Genomic DNA, 22035 nt, shown 5'->3' on the forward strand with positions numbered 1-22035 from the left:
CCGCCCCCCTCGCACTTCCCGCGCGCCTCCCCGCGCGGCACGGCGGGGCTGCGGTCCCGGAAGGAAAGGCGGTGACGAGTGTGGACCGTGTGGACACGCACTGCCCGTACTGCGCCCTCCAGTGCGCCACTACCCTGACCCCCGGTGGCCCGTCCGGCGTGACGGTCGCCCCCCGGGACTTCCCCACCAACCGCGGCGGCCTGTGCCGCAAGGGGTGGACGGCCCCCGCGGTGCTCGCCGCCCCCGACCGACTCACGACCCCGCTGGTGCGCAGCGCCGGGGAGCTCCGCCCGACGAGTTGGGAGCACGCCCTGGACGTGGTGGCCCGCGGGATCGCGGACGCCCAGCAGAAAGGGGGCGCGGACGCCGTCGGGGTGTTCGGCGGGGGTGGCCTCACCAACGAGAAGGCGTACCTGCTGGGGAAGTTCGCCCGGGTGGCGCTCGGCACCTCCCAACTGGACTACAACGGGCGGTTCTGCATGTCCTCGGCCGCGGCTGCCGGCCTCCGGGCGTTCGGCCTCGACCGCGGGCTCCCGTTCCCCCTGGCCGACCTCGGCGGGGCCGACGTGGTCCTGCTCGCCGGGGCCAACCCGGCCGAGACCATGCCTCCGCTGCTCGCGCACCTGACCACCGCCCAACTCGTGGTCGTCGATCCGCGCCGCTCGGCCACCGCCCAACTGGCCGTTGACCGCGGGGGAATGCACCTGCAGCCCGCCCCGGGGACCGACCTGGCGGTGGCCCTGGGCCTGCTCCACGTGGTGTTCACCGAGGGCTGGTGGGACCGGGACTACGTCCTCGAGCGCACCCGTGGCGTGGAGGAGGTCCGGCAGGCCGCCGCCGCCTGGTGGCCCGAGCGGGTGGAACGCGTCACCGGTGTCGGCGTCGGCGATCTGCGCAGGGCCGCGGCCGCCCTGGGGGCGGCCCGGCGCGACGGGGCGGGCGTCTACGTGCTCACCGGCCGGGGGGTGGAGCAGCACGCCAACGGTACGGCGACGACCAGCGCGTTCATCAACCTGGCGCTGGCACTGGGCCTGCCCGGGAACCCGGGTCGCGGCTACGGCTGTCTGACCGGCCAGGGCAACGGCCAGGGCGGAAGGGAGCACGGCCAGAAGTCCGACCAGCTCCCCGGCTACCGCAGGATCGACGACCCGGCCGCCAGGGCGCACGTCGCCGAGGTGTGGGGTGTTCCCGCCGACTCCCTGCCCGGCCCAGGACGCACCGCCTACGAGCTCCTCGACGCGCTCGGCACACCGGCGGGACCGCGTGCCCTGCTGGTGTTCGGCTCGAACCCGGTGGTGTCCGCGCCGCGCGCCGCCCACGTCGAGGAACGCCTCTCCGCGCTGGACCTGCTGGTGGTCGCCGACGTGGTGCCCTCGGAGACGGCCCGGCTCGCGGACGTGGTGCTCCCGGTCACCCAGTGGGCCGAGGAGGACGGCACCATGACCAACCTGGAGGGCAGGGTGCTGCGGCGCCGGCGGGCGGTGCCCCCGCCGGACGGGGTCCGTTCGGACCTGGAGGTGCTGCGCGGCCTCGCGGAGCGCCTCGGGCAGCCGGCGGAACGGTTCCCCACCGACCCTTCCGAGGTCTACGACGAACTGCGCGCGGCCTCCGCGGGCGGGGTGGCGGACTACCGGGGCATCGAGTGGGCCCGCCTCGACGCCGGTGAGGCGCTGTACTGGCCGTGCCCGGACCGCACCCACCCCGGGACGCCGCGGATGTTCACCGAGCGGTTCGCGCACCCCGACGGCCTCGCGCGCTTCGTCCCCGTGGAGTTCACCCCGCCGGACGCCACCTCGGCGGACTACCCGCTGTACGCGACGGTCGGCCGCACCCTGGCCCAGTACCAGTCGGGGGCGCAGACCCGCCGGGTGCCGGAGCTGACCGCCGCGGAGCCCGGCACCTACGTCGAGGTGCACCCGGACACCGCGGCCCTGGCCGGTCTCGCGGACGGGGACCTGGCCCGGGTGGTGGCGCGGAACGGCGCGACCCGGGCGACCGTGCGCACCGACGCCCGGATGCGGCAGGACACGGTGTTCCTGCCGTTCCACTTCCCGGGTGAGGAGCGGGCGAACCTGCTCACCGACCCCAGGCTCGACCCCGTCTCCCGCATGCCGGAGCTGAAGCTGTGCCCGGTGCGCCTCGAGCCCCTGGCCGGGGAGCGAACGACGTCGTGACGGCACCCACGCGCGGGCGCACCGGCCCTACGGTCGCTGGCCGGGCAGCGGCGCGGCGGACCGGCCCGGCCGCGTTCCCGGTCACCGCCGTACGGCCGCCCCGCACGCGCCACGGGCCGTGAGTGGTGCGGAAGGAGGGGGTTGCCCGCCCGCCGAGCGGCCCCCGCCGAAGAACTCGTCTCCACCAGCCAAGGCTGGCGATCCCCGCGAAAGAAGGACTGATGGACACGCAGCAGGTGGTCATCGTCGGCAACGGCATGGCCGGGCACCGGCTCGCCCAGGAGCTGCGCGCCCGGCGCCCGGAGGTGCGGGTCACCCTGGTGGGCGAGGAGCCGCGCCCCGCCTACAACCGGGTGCTGCTGTCCACCGTCCTCGCCGGCACCGTGTCCGCGGACGCCCTGGAGCTCGCCGACTGCGGTGCCCGGATGCGCCTGGGCGTGCGGGCGCTCGAGCTCGACACGGAGCGCCGCCGGGTCACCCTCTCCGACGGGTCGGTCCTCGGCTACGAGACGCTGGTGCTGGCCACGGGGGCGCGCCCGGTGCTGCCCCGGGTGCCGGGGCTCGCCGCCGACGACGGCGGACCCGCGCCCGGGGTGAGCACCTTCCGCACCCTGGCGGACTGCACGCTCATCTCCCGCCTCGCCCTGGGCGGGTCCATGGCCGTGCTCGGGGGCGGGCTGCTCGGGGTGGAGGCGGCCCGGGGCCTGGCCGGGCTGGGGGTGGACGTCACCCTGGTGCACCCGGTGGGTCACCTGATGGAGAACCAGCTCGACCCCGAGGCCGGGGAGGTCCTCGCCCGGATGCTGCGTGACCTGGGCGTGCGGGTGCTGCTCGGCGTGGGTGCCAGCCGTTGGCAGCCGTCGCCGGACGAGGGCGAACTCGTCCTGTCCGACGGCCGGGCGGTGCGGTGCGGCGGGGTCGTGGTGACCGCGGGGGTGGCCCCGGTGACCGAGCTGGCCCGCTCGGCGGGGCTGGCCGTGGGACGGGGCGTCGTGGTGGACGACCGGCTGCGGACCTCCGCGCCCGGGGTGTACGCGATCGGCGAGTGCGCCGAGCACCGGGGTGTGTGCCACGGTCTGGTGGGGCCGTGCTGGGAGCAGGCCGCCGTCCTCGCCGACGTGCTCGTCGGCAAGGACACCGAGTACACCGGGTCCCGTCCGGTGGTGCGGCTCAAGGCCCGCGACGTGGACCTGGCCGCGATGGGTCGTGTCCCCGCGGAGCCGGACGGGGACACCGAGCTGGTGCGGGTGTCCGATGTCACCCGAGGCCGCTACGGCGTTCTCGCGCTGCGCGCCGAACGTCTCGTCGGGGCGATCCTGCTCGGGCTGCCGGACGCCACCGGGCCGGTCACCCAGCTCCATGACTCCGGGTCGCCGGCACCCGCCGACCGCTTCGGGTTGCTGCTCGGGACCGGGGCCGCGGTCAGTGAGACGCCGGACAAGCTGCCGGAACGGGCGCTGGTGTGCCGGTGCAACGGGGTGACCAAGGCCCGGCTCGTCGAGGCCTGGCACGCCGGTGCCCGCGACCCCGAGGCGCTGTCCTCCTCCACCTGGGCCACCACCGGCTGCGGCAGTTGTTCGGACACCGTGCAGCGGCTGTGCACCTGGCTGGCGCGCGAGGCCGTCTGACCGTCCATGGCCGCCCCGGGCGGCCGTGAACGCCCCACCGGCCCGGAACCGGCCGTTCCCCTGAGACGCGGCTGAGTTCCGGGTGAGATCGCCACGGGTTCCCGGGGACGTCGAGGTGTCACTCCGTCCCCTCCCGTGCGCCCAGAGGGGCCCTTCTGACGGTCCCCACCGGGGCACCGAGGGCGCGGACGGCTGTCTTCCGCCTCCAGCGCCACCCTCTGACCTGTGCTTCCTGCCCGCCGTGCGCTGTCGGTGCGCACGCCTGTGCGCCGACAGCGCACGGTGCTGCGGGCACGGTTCCCCGGCTGCCCGCAACTATTCCCACCTCGAGCGTTGTTGGAGCGGTACGCGACCGGGTGTTGGAAGAACGTACCCACGGTTCCAGGAGAACGGAACCTACGGTTCAACACGGTGCCCCACATCCTTCAAGTGATGGTGGAGAAGATGGACCAACACCAAGGCGCGATCTCCTTCCCCTTCCCGGCACGCAGTCACCTCGAGTTCCCCCCGCAGTTCGCGGAGGCACACGCCAAGTGCCCGGTCAGCCGGGTCAAGCTCCCGCACGGCCAGGAGGCGTGGCTGGCCACAGGACACGACGTGGTGCGCAAGGTCCTCGTCGATCCCAACTTCAGTCGGGCCCTCGCAGCCGAGCACGAGAACCGGCGACTCACGCCGGCTGCGATCCTGAACTCCTCCCTGATCGGGCTCGACCCGCCCGACCACACCCGGCTCCGCACCCTGGCCAGCCGCGCCTTCACCGCCCGCAGGGTGGAGCGGCTGCGTCCGCACATCGTCGCCATCATCGACGACCTGCTGACCGCGATGGGGAAGCACGAGGGCCCCGTCGATCTGCTCGAGCACTTCATGCGGCCCCTGCCCGCGCTGGTCATCAGCGAGATGATGGGCGTTCCCGAGCAGGACATCGAGCGGTTCCTGGAGTGGTCCGCCGAGGCCATCGCCGGGCCGAGCAACCCGGAGGCGGCCGCGGCCGGTTACCAGAGCCTGATCGAGTTCTTCGGGAAGCTCATCGAGGACAAGCGGAGGGCCCCCGGGGACGACCTGCTCAGCGCACTGATCGCGGCCCACGACGAACAGGACAAGCTCAGCGACGACGAGATGGTGGCGCTCAGCGTGCTGCTGCTCGTCGCCGGGCACGAGGCCATCACCACGGTCTTCAGTTGGTTCGTCATCATCCTGACCACCCAGTACCCCGAGCACTGGAAGCACCTCCAGAGCCACCCCGAGGACATCGCGCCCACGGTGGAGGAACTGTTGCGGGTGGTTCCCCGAACCAAGATCGGGGGCGGTTTCCCACGGATCGCCAGGGAGGACACCGAGCTGGCGGGGGTGCGGATCAAGGCCGGGGAGGCGGTGATCCCGGCGATGGACGCGGCGAACCGGGACCCGGTGGTCTACGGCGAGGACCCGGAGCGCCTGGACTTCAACCGCTCGGAGAACCCGCACCTCGGGTTCGGCGCGGGGGTGCACTTCTGCATCGGCGCCCCGCTCGCAAGGCTCCAGATGCAGGAGGGCATGCGACTGCTGTTGAAGCACTTCCCCACCCTGCGGGTGGCGGTTCCGGTCGAGGAACTCAAGCTCACCCCGGAGACGGCGATGCGCATCCTGCTGAGCGTCCCGGTGACCTGGTGACCGCACGTCCCCGGTGACCTGCTGACCCGCTCGTCACCGACCGGTGAGACCACCTCCACCACCCGTGGAGCGGCTCACGACCCGGTCCGGGCCGACGGGTCCTACGGTTCCCAAGGAGGCCGCAGCTCGACGTGATGGGAAAACGAAGGCCGACGAACGAGACGCGCTCCCGGTCAGCGCACCGGTACGCGCCCCGCTCGCACCAGTGCCGTGGCGGACACCACCGGGCGGAATCGACGCCCGCCCGACGGGGTCCCCGGCTCCCTTCGTCGCAACCCCTCGGTCGCGGTGCGGTCTCCACCGGCCCTGCCCGTCATCTGGTGAGGCTCCTCGCCCCGCGCGAGCGAGCAGAAGGAGCGAACGACATGACAGCGAACCCCACCGATGTCATCACCCTGGTCAACGTCTACTCGGTCGAGCCGGAGCGTCAGGACGAGCTGGTCGACCTGCTGTACCGCACCGCTGACGAACTGATGCGGCACCAGCCCGGCTTCATCACCGCCCACATCTACCGCAGCATGGACGGCACCCGGGTGACCAACTACGCGCAGTGGCGGTCAATGGCCGACTTCCAGGCCGTGCAGCAGCTCCCCGAGGCGGCGAAGTACGTGAAGGCGTCCGCCGAGCTCGGTGCGTCCGACCCCCACGTCTACACCGTGGCGTCGGTCCACACCGCCTGAGCACGACCGGACGGGCACGGGCCTGGTACGCCAGGTCCGTGCCCGTCGGCGTGCACCGGGCCGGGCGGCACCGCCACCCCCGGAACTGTTCTGCTTTCGCGGGGGCGCGTGACTTCCCACGTGTTCGATCCCCGAGCAACGGCGTGCGGAATTCACCACGCACTCCGGTGACGAATCCCCAACGGGTCGCACCGGCGTGTCCGAGGGAAAGGACGGGCACTCGCCCGAGCGCAAGGGCGGGCATTCCGGCCGGCGCCGGTTCCGATGGCGCGATGGCGACTCGTCCCGCGGCCGTTCGGAATTCCGTTTGGCGCACTCCGGGGAGGATTATTTCGCGGCCCCCGTACACCGAACGTCGGGCCGCCTTTTGAACGTGGACAACACGGCGGGAAGTTCGGTGAATTGCTGGTCGCCCGGGAACCTGAGTTTCATGGCTCGTTCCTCGATCGACACCACGTCCCAGAGTCCGGCGAAAGCGGCTCGCAGGTGTTCCGCGGTCACGGCGTGGAACCCCTCCACCGCCGGCGCGGACATCCCCGACTCGGCGAGGCGGGCCCGGGCGGCCTCCTGGCCGCTGCCGGTCAGGTTGAGCAGGTGGGCGTGGGCCCCTGGCCTGGTCGCCACGTGCAGTGATCGGGCGTACTGCCGGCGCTCGTCGGGGCCGAGGCCGTGGAAGACGCCACACTCCACGACCGTGCCGAAGCGCCCGCGGTACTCCGAGAGGTCCAGCAGGTCCCCAACGGCGAACGACGCGCGCAGGCCGCGCTGGCGTGCCCGCGCCCGGGCCGCGTCAACCGCCTCGGGCGACTGGTCGATCCCGGTGACCGCGTAGCCCTCGGTGGCCAGGTACAGGCTCAGTCCCGCGGGTCCGAAACCGGCGTCGAGCACCTCACCGCTGATCTTTCCCGAATTGGCGAGATCGACGAAGACCGGCTGCGGACCGTCGATGTCCCAGGGCGGACTCTGGTTTCCGAATTCGGAGTCATGACGGTAGACAGCCTGGAAGAAGGCGTTGGTCTCGTTCATGCTTCCAGCGTAACCGGAAGACGATCATCCCCGTCAAGACGGCAAATCCAGGCACCTGGAGCGTGACCTTACACACAAACAGATCATGTTAAGTGGTTCACGCCCATGCGAACACTCCATAGAACAACCGTCCCACTTCTTGAAAAGATCCGAGGGAAAAGGTCGCAGATTCGTTCGGTTCTGGCGGGAAGTCATCGAAAGAAGAGACGAAAACGGGGCCCGACCATAATCGGTCGGGCCCCGCGATCCGTAATGACGACCGCGTTCGGTTCGCCACCGGCGGCTCAGACGGCGCTGGGAGCGGCCACCCGGCCGTTCTTCCGGCCGGACGGGTCGGCACTCGCCGCGCCGCCCGCACGACGGGCCTTCAGCATGCCGCCGAGCCCCACGAGCAGCAGCGCGACCACGGCCCAGATGCCCAGCACCAGGAAGGACCTGCCGACCCCGGAGCCGTCCATGTAGGCGATCCCCCGGAGCCCGCCGACCTCCGCGGAGGAGGCCATGTAGGGGCTGATCTGACGGTAGAAGTTGGGCAGGAAGTCCGGGTGCACCGTCCCGCCCGAGGTACCGATGCCGAACGGCAGCAGCGTCAGCGCACCGAGCGGAATGCCCGGGAGCCCGAGCAGCGCCTGGAACGCCGCCATGGAGGCCACGATCACGAAGCCGTAGAGGCAGGTGAGCGTGGTGATCTGCAGGAAGTGACCGTCCAGGGCGCCGAGCACCGGATCGGCGAAGAGGCAGACGGTGGTGCCGGCGAGCAGTCCGAAGGCCACCGCGGCCCCGAACCAGACGCGGAAGGGAACCCCGCGGGCCAGGAAGGAGAACAGCACCTGGCAGAGCACGCTGGCCACGGTGAGGCTGGCGAAGACGAAGAACGCCACCAGTCCCAGCAGGTCGCCCTGGGGCACCGGAGCCACGTCGTTGGTCACCAGCTCGAAGCCCTGCTGGTGCGCCATCTCGTTGAAGAACCCGGTGTAGAACATCTTGGGCGTCTGGCCGATACCAGTCGCCACCATGAGCTCGGCCTTGTCCGTGCCGGGCACGAAGGCACCCAGGACGTCCTGGTCGATCACGGCCTCGCGGGCCGCCTCGGCGGTCGGGTAGACCTTCACGTCGAACGCGGAACCCGCGCCTTCGAGCTGCTGCTCCAACGGCTGGACCGCAGCGCGGTCGCCCACGAGCCCGAACGGGGCGTCATGCGGTTTGGGGGTGTGCATGGAGACGCCGACGATCCATATGAACAGCGCGAGGAAAACCACGCTACCGAGAACCGGCGGCCCCACGCGTTTGGCGAGCTGCTGGGGAGTGGCAGGGCCGGGCGCCCCGTCGCCACCATCGACATGGTGTCCCATTCAGGTCTTCTCCTCATCGTTGTTACGGCCGCACACGTCGGTCGCGGCGCCTTGCCCATGGCCGAAAGACCCATTGATCATCGTACGATGAATTCTATGACCGATGAGTTTCTCTGGGCAAGCTGAGGAGAGGCAACGAGGCGCCCCACGAGCCATCAAATCCGTTTATGTCCTCCTCTACCTGGGACTTTCCAGGAGCGACCGATCACAAGTCGGTTCAGCCGCGCGGCTCGGGCAGATAGCCGCTGCGCACCATCCAGTCGAAATACGTGCCGAGTAGCGCCTCGTCCAGCGGCGGGCAACTGATTCCCGTTCCCTTGAGCACGCGCTCCGCGTTGCTGTCGTCGTAGTCGATGGCCTCCTCGCCACCGACGACGAACTCCTCGACGACCTCCATCACGGGGTGCAGTTCGTTGTCCTGCTCGGCGTAGGAGTCCTGCAGGGTGCCCCACCAGGTGTCCACCGGTACGACCTCGACCTTCCAGCCGTACCCGGTGATCGCCCGGATCAGCCGCTCGAAGGTCATCTTGCGCCCGTTGACGAGGTGGTAGGTCTCCCCGAACGCGTGCGGCTCCCGGGAAATGCGCACCAACGACCGGACGACGTAGTCCACCGGCGTCATTTCGATCTCCAGGTCGAGCGCCGGCGCGATACCGAGCTGGATACACCCCTTGATCACCCGGGTGGTGAAGTGGGTGGTCAGCGCGGCCCCGGTGCGGGAGTCGCCCAGCACCCGGCCCGGTCGGTGGATGTCCACCGGGATGCCCCGGGACCGGCCGATCTCCATGAGCCGCTCGGCGGCCCACTTGGTCTGCACGTAGCCGGTGACCAGCTTCCCGGCGCCGGTGATGTCGTCGGTCTCCCTGATCACCGTCCGGCCGTCCGCCGGCAGACCCCAGATGCCGTAGGTGGACATGTGGTTGACCGGGGTGAGCGGCCCCCGGCACGCCAGGCGCAGGATCTCCTCACACCCGGCCAGGTTGGCGGCCCGCAGTTGCTCGTAGGTGTACGTGAAGTTCACCCAGGCACCGTTGTGGTAGATCGCGTCCAGCTCGTGGGCGAGGGTGTCGAACTGCTCGTCCGGGAGGCCGAGCAGGGGCTTCTCCAGGTCTCCCGGCAGCACCGAGATCCGGTCCTCGGACTCCGTGCGCCAGGGCAGGTACTTCTCGTAGTTGGCCCGGATGCGGGCGAGCCCGTCGGCCGGGTCCTGACACCGCACCAGGCAGTGCACGGTCGCCTCCGTGGTGGCCAGCAGCTCGTCCAGCAGGTAGGCGCCGAGGAAGCCGGTGGCGCCGGTGAGCAGCACCTGGCGGGGGTCCTGGTAACCGTCCCGTAGGGGGCCCTCCGGGACGATGTCCGGGGCGAGGGAGACGTCCTCGGCGATGTTCGCCGGGTCGGCCATCACCGCCTCCGTGGGCTCCGCCGCGGCCGAGTCGTCGTCGCCCGCCCCGCCGAGCTCACCGGAGAGCAGGTCAGCCCAGTCCACCAGGGTGGACCGCTCGAACAGGTGGTTGGGGCGCACGCTGACCCGCAGGTCCTTCTTGCAGCGCTTGACGACCTCCATCACCATCAGCGAGTCCAGGCCGTGGGACATCACGTCGGCCTCCGGCTCGATGGCGTCCGCACTGACCGACAGCACGTCACCCAGGACGTCCCGCAGGTAGCCGACGAGTCGTTCGACGCGTTCACGCGGACCGGCCGCCCGGCCGATCTCCTCCAACACCGGCGACCCGGCGTCGTCCCCGAAGTCCTCGACGATCTGGAGCGTGCGCAGCAGCGGACGTTCGATCCTGGCTTCCATCACCGGCTTGTAGGTGGCCCAGTCCGCGGCGCAGACCACCGCCTGCGGCTCGCTGCCGAGCAGCAGCGCGCCGAGCAGCTTCAGGCACTGCGGCGCGGACAGGGTCCGTAGCCCGGTGGACATCAAGAACGCCAGCACGTCCTCGCCGAACAGGTTGGACTCCAGCTCCCAGGGGCCCCAGCTCACGGTGAGCGCGGCCTGTCCGAGCCCCCGCCGGTACTCCGCGAGCCCGTCGAGGAACGCGTTGGACGCGGAGTAGCTGGACAGGTGCTGGGAGCCCCAGGTGGCGGCGATCGACGAGAACCCGAGGAAGAAGTCGAGCTCCGCGCCCTCGGTCAGTTGGTGCAGCAGCCAGCCACCGACGACCTTGGGACGCCAGACCGCGTCGTAGTCGTCGGGCGTCTCCACGGTGATGTCGCGCAGGAACTGCGGGACGGACAGACCCGCCGCGTGCACCACGCCGGCCAACGGGCGGGAGTCCACCGCCAGGTCCTCCATGACCGGCAGCAACTGGGCGGGGTCGCAGACGTCCGCGGCGGCCACCTCGACCAGGGCACCGGTGGCCTCCAACTCCCGGACCAGGTCGATCCGCTCCCGGACCGCCTGGGAGAGCCCCGGCATGTCCCAGTCGGCCCGCGGCGGCAGCGGGGTCCGGCCCACCAGGACCAGCTTCCCCGCGCCGTTGATCGCCAGCCAGCGGGACAGGGCCCGGCCGATCCCACCGAACGCGCCGGTGATCAGGTACGACGCCGACGACCTGACCGGCGGGGTGCTCCGCAGCTCCTCCTGGGTGACGCTGTGCGGCACCAGCCTCGCCACGTAGCGGGTGTCGCCGCGCAGCGCCTGCTGGTCCTCGGCCCGCACGTCGAGCAGGGCGTCCGCGAGTCTGGCGACGTCGTCGGTGAGCGGACCCGCCGGGTCCAGGTCCACCGCTCCGCCCCAGTGTTCGGGGTGCTCCAGCGCGACCACCCGGCCGAGCCCCCACAGGGTGTTGCCGAACGGGGAGCTGACGTCGCCCCGGGCACGTTGGGCCGGCATGGTGCCCCGGGTGACGAAGGAGACCGTGGCCTTGGCGCAGTCCTCGCGGGCCAGCAGCCCCTGCACCAGGGACACCACGGTCAGTTCGGTGCGGTCCCGGTACTCCACCAGCGCCTCGGCGTCGGCGGCCTCGGGTTCGGGCGCGTCGAGGCCGGTCAGCAGGACGATCCGGTCCGCGGTGTCGGTCGGCACGGACTGGTCCCGCCAGCGCGCGAGCAGCTCGGTCACCGCCGCCCGGTCCGTGCCCGCCACGTCGGGTGCGGCGACCAGGCAGCGGGCCCCGCGCCGGCGCAGCTCCTCGGCGAGCCGGTCGGCGACGCCGTCACGGTCCGGAACCAGCAGCCAGTTCTCGTCGTCCAGGCGTCCGGGGGACGGCGGGGCCGGGGCGACCTGCCACTCGACCCGCTGGAGCAGTTCGTCCGGGTGCCGCCACGGGGCGCTCTGCGCCGGCGCGGCCTTGTTGCCAACCACCAGCAACTCGCCGATGCTGCCGATGTGGGCGCCGTCCTCGGCGAAGAACTCCGCGCCGCCCAGCACCTCGTGCAGGTGCTCGGAGGTGCCCGTGGTCCGGTGGGCGGTGGCCCGCACGTAGGCGACGCGCCGCGGGTCCTCGCAGATCAGGTCGCTGACCCGGCGGGTGAAGCCGACCTCCTGGGTGTCCACCCCGGCGTCCCAGGACAGCGCGGCGACCGCGGCGTCCACGATCTCCACCCAGCTCAGCCCGCCCTCGGCGCGCTCCGGGGCGAGGGCGACCAGGACGCCACCGCCGCCCCGCGAGGCCCCGGTGACCGCTCCGGCCAGCGCCGAGGACAGCGCGGCGGGTTCGTAGCTGACGGCGTCCCCGTAGCGGTGGACCTGGAGCTCGGGCGCCAGGCGGCGGCCCGAGGCGCGGCGGCGCAGCAGGCCGTGGCCGTGCAGCTTCCAGGGGGCGCCCGCGGCCTCCTCGTCCGGGGTGATGCTGTGCCACTCGAAGGTGGCGTGGCCGTCGCTGGTCGAGCGCAGGGTGATCTGCACGATCCGGCCGTCCCCGTCCCTGGGGATGCGCTGGTCGATGATGAGCTCCTCGAGGCAGTCCCAGCGCCCACCGAAGGCGTCCGCCACCGCGTCCTGCATCACCGCGGCGAGCGCGCCCACCGGCAGGTAGCTGCGGCCGTCGGTGGCCTGCCGGGCGTACGGCTCCCAGCGGGCGTCGTCGAGGTTCACCTCGTAGGTGGGCACGGCGCTGTGCAGGCGGAGCCCGATCGACGGCACCACGGTGCCGGCCCGGGGCGCCGGCGCGGCCTCGGCGTCCTTGCGGCGCTCGGCGAACCAGTAGGAGTCGCCGCGCCACACCGCGGTGGGCAGCGGGACCCGGCGCGGGTTCTGGCCGGCGTGCACCGCGGCCCAGTCCACGGTGCCGCCGCGCAGGTAGAGCAGTCCCAGCGCCTGCCGGACGCTGTCCTGGTCGTGCAGCGAGGCGCCCTTGCGGGTGGGCCGGCGCAGCGAGGCGATCCAGGTGCAGTCCGGGTCCTCCACGGCCCTGCTGCCCATCCCCACGAGCACGGGGGCGGGTCCGACCTCGAGGAAGGTGCGCACCCCTGAGGCGTGGAGTCCGGTGATCCCGTCGTGGAAGCGGACCGCGCCGGCGGCGTGCCGCACCCAGTACTCCGGGCCGACCTCGGCGGCCGTCCACAACTGCCCGGTGACGTTGGAGTACAGCGGGATGGTGGGCGCCGCGTAGGTGATGGTCCCGGCGACCCTGCGGAACTCGTCGAGCATGGGCCGCAGCAGCGGGGAGTGGAAGGCGTGCGAGACGGTGAGCCGCTGGCTGCGCACCCCCTGTTCCTTGAGGGTGGCGAGGACCGCGTCCAGGTCGGCGGCGACACCGGAGACGGTGACGGTGTGCGGCCCGTTGACCGCGGCCAGGGACAGGGTGTCGGGGTGGTCGGCGATGGCCCTGCGGGCGGTGGCCTCGTCGCAGTGGACCGCGGCCATGGCGCCGCCGGCGGGGAGGTCGGCCATCAGCGAGGCGCGGGCGGCGACCAGCCGGACGGCGTCCGGCAGGGAGAACACCCCGGCGATGCAGGCGGCGGCGAGCTCCCCGATGCTGTGTCCGAGCAGGGCGCTGGGCTTCAGGCCCCAGCCGAGCCACATCCGGGCCAGGGCGTACTCGACGGCGAAGAGCGCCGGCTGGGTGTAGCGGGTGTCGTCGATGGGCGACTCGGTGCCGGGCTCCGGCCACACCACCGAGGCCAGCGACCGGCCGAGCAGCGGGTCGAACAGCTCCGCGCAGGCGTCGAACGCCTCCCGGAACGCGGGCTCGTCGGCGAGGCCCCGGGCCATCTGCGCGTACTGGGCGCCCTGCCCGGTGAAGAGCCAGCCGGTCTTGCGGTACTTGTGCACGGGCAACCTGGCGGTGTCCACCCGGGGGTCCCGGCCGCCGCGCAGGTGTGCGTCGAGGGCGTCGGCCAGCGAGTCCAGGGAGTCGCCGGCGACGGCCAGGCCGTAGCTCTGCCGGGACCGGCCCACCTGGGTGGTGTGGCAGGCGTCGCCGAGCGTCAGGTCGGGTTCGCGGCGCAGGTGCAGGGCGTACTTCCGGGCGAGTTCGGTGAGCGACTCCTCGGTGTTCGCGGAGAGCACCAGGACGTCGCGGGTGACCCCGTTCTGTCCGTTCCCGGCGGGTGCCGGCGGGGCGCTGACCACGGCGTGGGCGTTGGTCCCGCTGGCGCCGAAGCTGCTGATGGCACCGATGGCCGGGCGGTCGCTCGTCGGCCAGGGCCGGCCCTGCGCGGTGACCTCGATGTGCAGCCGGCTCCAGTCCACGTTGGGGTTGGGGTCGGTGAAGTGCAGGTGCGGCGGGATCTGGCCGTGTTGCAGGGCCAGCACCAGTTTGAGCAGCCCGGCGACGCCCGCGGCGGACTCCAGGTGCCCGATGTTGGTCTTGACCGAGCCGACGAGCAACGGGGAGCCCGCCGGCCGGTTGCGGCCGATGACCGCTTCCAGCGCCCGCAGTTCGATGGGGTCGCCGAGCGCGGTCCCGGTGCCGTGCGCCTCCACGTAGTCCACGTCGCCGGGGGCGATGCCGGCCTGGGCCAGTGCCGCCCGGATCACGTCCTGCTGGGCGGCCGGGTTGGGCACGGTGAGTCCGCTGCTGCGGCCGTCGTGGTTGACCGCGGTGCCGCGGACCAGGGCGATGACGTTGTCCCCGTCGCGCAGCGCGTCGGAGTACCGCTTGAGCACGACCACGCCGCAGCCCTCGCCGCGGGCGTACCCGTCGGCGCTGGCGTCGAACGTCTTGCAGCGGCCCTCCGGGGAGAGCCCGGCGAACTTGCTCATCATGACGAAGCCGTAGGGCGACAGCATCAGGTTGACACCACCGGCCAGCGCCATGTCGCACTCGCCGAGGCGCAGGCCCTGGCACGCCTCGTGCAGGGCGACCAGCGAGGACGAACAGGTGGTGTCCATGACCTTGCTCGGGCCCTGCAGGCCCAGGGTGTAGGAGATCCGGCCGGCCGCGAAGCTGGGTTCCCCGACGAGCTGGTAGGCGTCCACGTCACGGATGTCGCCCTCGCTCTGCCGCATCCGTACGTAGTCGGTGGTGCTCAGCCCCAGGTAGACGCCGGTGGCGCTGCCGGAGAGGCTGTCCGGCGCGTAGCCGGCGCGCTCCAGCGCCTCCCAGGCGACCTCCAGCGTGATGCGCTGCTGCGGGTCCATGCCCAGCGCCTCGCGCGGCGAGATGCCGAAGACGCTGGGCTCGAAGGTGTCCACCCGGCCCAGGAAGGCGCCCCTGATCACATAGGCCTTGCCGGGCGCGTCGGGGTCCGGGTCGTACAGCGCCGAGGCGTCGCCGCGTTCCGCGGGGAACTCGGAGGTGGTGTCCACCCCGTCCCGCAGGACCCGCCAGAACGCCTCGGGGCTGTCCGCGCCCCCGGGCAGCCGGCAGCCGAGGCCGACGATGGCGATGGGCTCACTGAGGCGTTGCGGGCGGTCGTTGGCCTTCTTCAGTCGGTCCTGCAACCGCTCGATGGTGCGCAGGGCCTCGACGAGCCGGGTCCGGTACTCCTGCGCCGGGCCGCTCTGCGTCGTCGTCATGGTCAGTCTCCCTCGGTCAGCAGGGCTTCGGAGCTGGAGAGCGCGGAAAGCAGGCGCCCCATCAGCGCGTCGTCACTGAGGTCGTCGAGGCCGTCGTCCCCTTCGGCGACGTCCTCCGCGCCGGATGCCGCGCCGTCCCCTGCGCTGGCGGCGGTGCCGGCCGCGCCGGCGCCGTCGGGGCGGGGGGCGGCGTTGCCCGGCGCGGCCGGCGGCCCGGTCTCCGGCTCGGCCCCGCCGAACAGGTCGTCGAGGATGAACTCAGCGAACGAAAGGGCGTTCGGACACTCGAACATGATCGTTCCCGGCAGTTCCCTGCCCAACTGGTCCTCGGCCCGCTCCTTGAGTTCCGCGCCGAGCACCGAGTCCACACCCAGTTCGAAGAAGCCCTGTTCCGGGGCGACGTCGTCGGCTCCCCCCAGCACCTCGGCGACCAGGTCGAGCAGCGTGGTCAGCAGCCGCTCCGCGCGGGCCTCGGCGGGCAACGCGGTCAACTCGGCCACCAGCGGGGTGACGGGGCGGCCAGCGGCGTCCTCGGGCCGGTCAGCGGCGCCCGGGGCGCCCTGGGCGGACACCGGGGGGCCGGCGGGGACGGGCGGGGCGGCGACAGGCGGGGCGGGGACCGGGGCTGTGGCCTCCGGAGCCGCCCCGTTCACCGACGGGAGCGGGCCGCCGTCCGTGGGCGCGGTGGTCGCCGGAGCCGTCACGGGGTCGGCCGCCGGGGCCAGGGGCGTGATCCAGTGGCTGCGGCGCTGCCACGGGTAGGTCGGCAGGGTCACCATCCGGTGCGCCTGCGGCAGCAGCCCGTCCCAGTCCACCCGGCAGCCGTGCACCTGGAGTTCGGCGGCGGTGCGCAGCGGGTCGAGGCCCCGCCCGCGCAGCCGCAGCACCCGCACCTCGGAACCGTTGCCGGCGAACGCGGCGGACACCCGCTCGGCCTCCGGCTCACCGACCCCGAGGGCGAGGAGCACCTCCACGCCGTCCTGGGCCAGCAGGCCACCGATCGCCGGCCAGCCGGCCGACGCCGCGTGACGGGTCAGCACGCCGGGCCCGCCGGGCTCACCGACCCCTCGACCGGCGGCGAACCGGTGCACCGCCTCGGTGGCGGTCAGCTCGCCGGCGGCCACCGCCGCGGCGTACTCCCCCACCCCGTGGCCGGCCACCGTGTCGGGGGTCATCCCCAGCCGGGACCACAGCGCCGTCGCCGTCAACTGCCCGGCGAGGACCAGCGCCTCGTGCTGCGTCGAACCGGGCTCGGGCAGCGTGCCGGTCTCCCAGGCCCGCACCGGGGAGAAGCCCAGCGCGTCGCGCAGTGCCGCGTCCACGTCCACCACCTCGGCGCGGAACGCCGCGGCGGCGTCGGAACCGCCGAGCAGGGTCCGCGCGGTGCCGCCGTCCCCGCTCCCCGGCGAGGCCGCCCCGAGCAGCTCGGCCCACGGCAGGTCGGGCACGGTGTCGCCGTACAGGAAGCCGAGCCTGCGGTACTCCCCGGGGCGTCCGGTGCCCAGGACCACCCCGTCCGCGGTGTCGGACCTGGCCACCGCGGCCAGGGCGTCCGCCAGCTCCCGGCGGGTCGTGGCGACGACCGCCACCCGGTGTTCGTGGTGGGTGCGCCGCGCCCCCGAGGCCCAGCACAGGTCGGCCAGCTCGTCGTCACGGGCGGCGGCGACCCGTTCGCCCCACCGGCCCGCGGCGGCCCGCAACGCCACCGCGCTCACCGCCGACACCGTCAGCACCAGGGGCCGCCCCGTCCCGGGTTGGGGCGCCGGCCGGCCGACCGGGGCCGGCGGCTCCTCCACCACCACGTGGGCGTTGGTCCCGGTGAACCCGAAGGCGCTGATCCCGGCCAGCCGCGGCCGGTCGCCGCGGGGCCAGGCCGTGGCGTCGGTGACCACGCGCACCGGCAGGCGGTCCCAGGCGACCTGGCGGGTCGGGGTCTCCACGTGCAGGTGCGCGGGTATCTCCTGGTGGTTGAGCGCCAGCACGGTCTTGATCAGGCCGGTGACGCCGGCCGCCGCCTCCAGGTGCCCGACGTTGGTCTTGACCGACCCCACGAGCAGCGGCCGGTCCGGGGCACGCCCCGACCCCAGCGCCCCGGCGAGCGCCCGCAGTTCTATGGCGTCGCCGAGCCTGGTGCCGGTGCCGTGCGCCTCCACGTAGTCCACGTGCTCCGCGGGGACGCCGGCCTGCTCGAGCGCCGCCCGGATGACCTCCTCCTGGGCCTCGCCGCTGGGAACGGTCAGGCCGCCGCTGGCCCCGTCCTGGTTGACCGCGCTGCCGCGGATGACGGCGTACACCCGGTCACCGTCGCGGACGGCGCGGGAGAGGGTCTTCAGGACCAGCGCGCCGGCGCCCTCGCCGCGTCCGTACCCGTCGGCCGAGTCGTCGAAGGTCTTGCACCGTCCGTCCGGTGCCAGCGCCCCGGCCGCCGACATCGCCAGGAACACCGTCGGGGTGGACATCACGTTGGCGCCCCCGGCGACCGCCAGGTCGCTCTCCCCGGCGCGCAGCGACTGGCAGGCGAGGTGGATCGCGGTCAACGAGGACGAGCAGGCGGTGTCCACGGCGATGCTCGGCCCGCGCACGCCGAGGAAGTACGAGAGCCGGCCCGCGGTGCCGCAGAACGAGTTCCCGGTGCCGTAGTACAGGTCCACGTCGTTGTGGTCCCGGGTCACCAACTGCTGGTAGTCGGTGGTGTTGAGGCCGACGAACACCCCGGTGCGCCCACCGCGCAGCAGTTCCGTGCGGATGCCTGCGTCCTCCAGGGACTCCCAGGCGACCTCGAGGAACAGCCGCTGCTGCGGGTCCATGCTGCGCGCCTCACGGGGCGAGACGCGGAAGAAGCCGTGGTCGAAGCCGTCCACCCCGTCGAGGAACGCCCCCCGCGCGGTGGCCACCGTGCCGGGGGTGACCTTTCCGCGGGCCAGCAGTTCGGCGGCGTTCCACCGGTCGGCCGGAACGGGACCCGTGGTGTCGGTGCGGTCGCTGAGCAGCCGCCAGAACGCCTGCGGGCCGTCAGCTCCCCCGGGGAGTCGGCAGCCGATGCCGACGATCGCGATCGGCTCGGGCCCCGCCGGCGGCTGGTCGGCGGGGGCGGGCGCGGCGGGTGCCGCGGGCTCGACCGTCCGCACGTCGGCCGCCGGCCGCTCGGACACCCCGCCGGAGTCCTGCCGGGGTGTCACCTGCGGGCCGGCCTCCGGGGCGGGGGCGTCGCCGGCCGGCTGGTCCGGCGCCTGGCGCCGGCCGGGCGCGTTCCGGGGCGGTGGGTCCAGGGTGACGAGGTAGTCGGTCAGCGCCTCGACGCTGGCGTGCGAGAGCACGTCGGCACCGTCGAGCGGCACGCCCACGGCCTCCTCGACCTGGCGGGCGAGTTCGGCGACCGATATGGAGTCGATGCCCAACTCGAAGAAGCCCCGGGTGACCGGGAGCCGCTTGCCCGGGGCGTGGCCGAGCACCGTGGCCAGGGCGCCCTGCACCGCGGCGGCGAGCTGTTCGCGGTCCCAGGGCGCGGTCACCGCCGCCTGCTGGTCGGGCGCGGCGGCGGGCCCGGCGGGTGCCGCGGCCTGGGGCGCGACGGTCGGGGTGGCGCTGAGGGGACCGGTGCCGTTCGGCGCGGCCCCGTTGACGGGTGTGCCGTTGGCCCCGGTGCCGCGCGGCGTCGCCGTGGTGGCCACGGCGCCCGCGTCGATCTCCCCGACCAACGTGCCCGCGGCGTCGAAGAGCCGGACCTGGGCGCTGAGGCCCTCCGCGGAGAAACCGCCGGAGGACTGCTGTCCCCGGTGGACCCCGGACAGCCAGTGCCGTTCGTCGGCCCAGCGGTGCGGAGGCAGCGCGGCGGGCCTCACCGGCCCGCGCAGCAGCGCCGCCCAGTCCACCGCCACCCCGGCGGTGTGCAGCCGGGCACGGGCGTGGGCCAGGGTGGTGTGCGCCGCCTTGTCCCGGGTCAGGGAGCCCACCACCGCCCCGCCGCGCCCGCGTTCGGTGATCGCGGACTGCAGCGGGCGGCCCAGCACCGGGTGGGCACCGATCTCCACGAAGACCGCGTCGCCTTCGGCGAGCACCTGGTCCACGGCGGGCCAGAACAACACCGGTTCCCGCAGGTTGCGGCCCCAGTACTGGGCGTCGAGGGCGGGCAGGGGCTCGTCGGGCGCGACGGTGGAGACCATCCGCACCCCGGGTTCCGCCGGGCGCAGCGAGCCGAGCAGGCTCTCCAGTTCGTCCCCGTAGGGGCGCATCAGCGGGCTGTGGAACGCGTAGTCCACGGGGAGCGCGATGGTGCTGGCGCCACCGGCCCTGAGCTCGGCCACCGCCTTGTCCACCGCCTCGCCGGGGCCGGCGACCACGACCGAGCGCGGGCCGTTGACGGTGGCGACGCAGACCTCGGGGTGGCGTTCGTCCAGGGTCGCGCGCACGTCCTCGGCGCTCGCCTCGACGTTGACCATGCGTCCGGTGCCGGTGGCCCGCTGCATCAACCGGCCCCGGGCGACGATCAGTCGGACGGCGTCCGGGAGGGAGAGGGCGCCGGCCACGCAGGCGGCGGCCACCTCGCCCATGCTGTGACCGATCACCGCGTCCGGCTTGACTCCCCAGGAGGTCCAGAGGCGGGCCAGGGCGACCTGCACGGCGAACACCGCGGGCTGGGCCACCTCGGTGGCCTTCAGCCGATCGGGGTCCGGGTCGGCGAGGGCGTCCAGCAGCGACCACCCGGCGTGTTCACGGATCAGCGCCTCGCACTCGTCGAGCGCCCTGCGGGCGACCGGTTCCTCCCGGTACAGGTCACGGGCCATCCCGGGCCACTGGGAGCCCTGTCCGGAGAACACGTAGACCACCGGTGCGGGGCGCCTGTCGTCGGCCTCCGCGGTGAACACCGAGGGGCGGCGGCGGCCCTCCTGGAAGTCGGTGAGGGCGGCGGACAGGGCGGCGGTGTCCTCGCCCACCACGGCCAGCCGGTGCCGGTGGTGGGTGCGGCGCAGGGCCGCGGCGGCCAGGGCCTGGTCGATGTCGACGGGGCGGGTGCCGCTGTACACGGGGCCGTCGAGCAGCGCGCGGTAGTCGGCGGCGAGTTCCCGCAGGCCCTCCTCGGTGGAGGCGGAGAGCAGTAGGGTGCGCGGCCCCGACGGGGCCCTGTGGGTGGTCCTGCGGCCGGCCGGAGGGGTGGAGACCAGCACGTGGGCGTTGGTGCCGGACAGGCCGAACGCGCTGACGCCGACGACCGCGTGGCCGCGCCGGGTGGGAAGTTCCGTGGCCTCGGTGGGCACGGCTATGCCGGAGGACGCCCAGTCCACCAGCGGGGACGGCTGGTGGTGGTGGATCTGCGGGGGGACCGTGCGGTGCCGCAGCACCAGCAGGGACTTGAGGAACCCGGCGATCCCCGCCGCGGAGTCCATGTGTCCGAAGTTGGCCTTGTGCGAGCCGACCAGCAGCGGGCGGCCGGCGGGACGCTCCCGGCCCAGCACCTCGGCGAGCGCGGAGATCTCCAACGGGTCGCCGAGCGGGGTGCCGGTGCCGTGCGCCTCCACGTACGAGGGCACCCTGGGGTCGAGGCCCGCGGAGTCCAGGGCCTGGCGGAGCAGGGCGGCCTGGGCCACCGCGTTGGGCACGGTGAGTCCGGCGCTGCGCCCGTCCTGGTTCACCGCGCTGCCCCGGATCACCCCGTAGATCTGGTCGTGGGAGCGCACCGCGTCCGCGTACCGTTTGAGCACCACCACGCCGCAGCCCTCGCCGCGGACGATGCCGTCGGCGGCGGCGTCGAAGGGCTTGCACCGCCCGGTGGGGGACAGCGCCTGCACCTTGCCCATGAACACGGTGAGTTCGGGGGCGACGATGGCGTTCACGCCGCCGGCGAGCGCGGTGTCCACCTCGTGGTTGCGCAGGCTCTGGCAGGCCAGGTGGACCGCGACCAGCGAGGACGAGCACGCGGTGTTGACCGTCATGGCCGGGCCGTGCAGACCGAAGACGTAGGAGATGCGGCCGGCGGCGAAGCTGAACTCCTTGCCGCTGGCGAAGTAGGGATCGATCGTCCGGGTGCCCGCCGCCTTGGTGTGCACCAGCAGGTAGTCGGAGCCGAGGATGCCCATGTGCACGCTGGTCCGGGTGCCCTCCCACCGTTGCCTGGGCAGCCCGGAGTCGTCCATGGCCTCGGCGGTGACCTCCAGCAGCAGGCGTTGCTGGGGGTCCATCTCCCTGGCCTCGCGGGGGGAGATGCCGAAGTAGTCGGCGTCGAAACGGTCGATGTCGGTGAGGAATCCGCCCTCGCGGCAGTACGTGGTGCCCGGGTTCCTCGGATCGTCGTGGAAGAAACTCTCGTCCCAGCGGTCGGGAGGAACCTTGTCCACCACGTCCACACCGTTGAGCAGAACGTTCCACAGCGAGTCGAGGCCCCGCACCCCGCCGGGGAACCGGCAGCCGACACCGACCACGGCGATGTCGTCGGGACGCGGGGCGGGGATGCTCGCGGACGTGGACGTGGGGAGGGAAGCGCGCTTGCGGTGGGTGGTCGGCTGAGGCATGTGGGCTCTCCCGACGAGATATACATTATGTGATGACTTCACCGGGGATCGATGAATTCGTACGTGAGATCGCTCGCCACCGTTACTCAAGCCGCTTGCGCCGCACTAG

General features: G+C 73.1%; 8 protein-coding genes. 4 read left to right on the forward strand and 4 right to left on the reverse strand.

Annotated elements, in window-relative coordinates:
• Positions 1–71 precede the first annotated feature (71 nt).
• The 4 genes from A3IG_RS0107275 (at position 72) to A3IG_RS0107290 (ending at position 6132) form a co-directional block, all read left to right on the forward strand.
• On the forward strand, positions 72–2174 hold the full coding sequence (locus A3IG_RS0107275; protein ID WP_018382887.1) for a molybdopterin oxidoreductase family protein: 2103 nt from the start codon (positions 72–74) through the stop codon (positions 2172–2174).
• A 221-nt stretch (positions 2175–2395) separates the two neighbouring features.
• The gene (locus A3IG_RS0107280; protein WP_018382888.1) at positions 2396–3802 is read left to right on the forward strand and encodes an FAD-dependent oxidoreductase; all 1407 of its coding nucleotides are present in this window, start codon (positions 2396–2398) and stop codon (positions 3800–3802) included.
• Positions 3803–4246: 444 nt separating this feature from the next.
• Entirely contained in the window at positions 4247–5452 is a 1206-nt protein-coding gene (locus A3IG_RS0107285; RefSeq protein ID WP_026219989.1) for a cytochrome P450, read from the forward strand.
• A 365-nt stretch (positions 5453–5817) separates the two neighbouring features.
• A complete protein-coding gene (locus A3IG_RS0107290) occupies positions 5818–6132 on the forward strand; it encodes an antibiotic biosynthesis monooxygenase family protein (RefSeq protein ID WP_018382890.1) in 315 nt (104 codons plus the stop codon).
• Positions 6133–6459: 327 nt separating this feature from the next.
• Here A3IG_RS0107290 and A3IG_RS31785 read toward each other — a convergent pair whose 3' ends face one another.
• The 4 genes from A3IG_RS31785 to A3IG_RS0107310 all read right to left on the reverse strand — a co-directional run bounded on the left by A3IG_RS31785 (position 6460) and on the right by A3IG_RS0107310 (position 21926).
• On the reverse strand, positions 6460–7158 hold the full coding sequence (locus tag A3IG_RS31785; protein WP_018382891.1) for a class I SAM-dependent methyltransferase: 699 nt from the start codon (positions 7156–7158) through the stop codon (positions 6460–6462).
• 284 nt (positions 7159–7442) lie between these two features.
• Positions 7443–8510 carry an ABC-2 transporter permease gene (locus tag A3IG_RS0107300; protein WP_157862266.1) on the reverse strand — a complete coding sequence of 356 codons (1068 nt, stop codon included), beginning with the start codon at positions 8508–8510 and terminating at the stop codon, positions 7443–7445.
• 217 nt (positions 8511–8727) lie between these two features.
• On the reverse strand, positions 8728–15420 hold the full coding sequence (locus A3IG_RS0107305) for a type I polyketide synthase (RefSeq protein WP_018382893.1): 6693 nt from the start codon (positions 15418–15420) through the stop codon (positions 8728–8730).
• Positions 15421–15422: 2 nt separating this feature from the next.
• The gene (locus A3IG_RS0107310) at positions 15423–21926 is read right to left on the reverse strand and encodes a type I polyketide synthase (RefSeq protein WP_018382894.1); all 6504 of its coding nucleotides are present in this window, start codon (positions 21924–21926) and stop codon (positions 15423–15425) included.
• Positions 21927–22035 lie beyond the last annotated feature (109 nt).

This window comes from Wenjunlia vitaminophila DSM 41686 (assembly GCF_000380165.1).
GTDB lineage: Bacteria > Actinomycetota > Actinomycetes > Streptomycetales > Streptomycetaceae > Wenjunlia > Wenjunlia vitaminophila.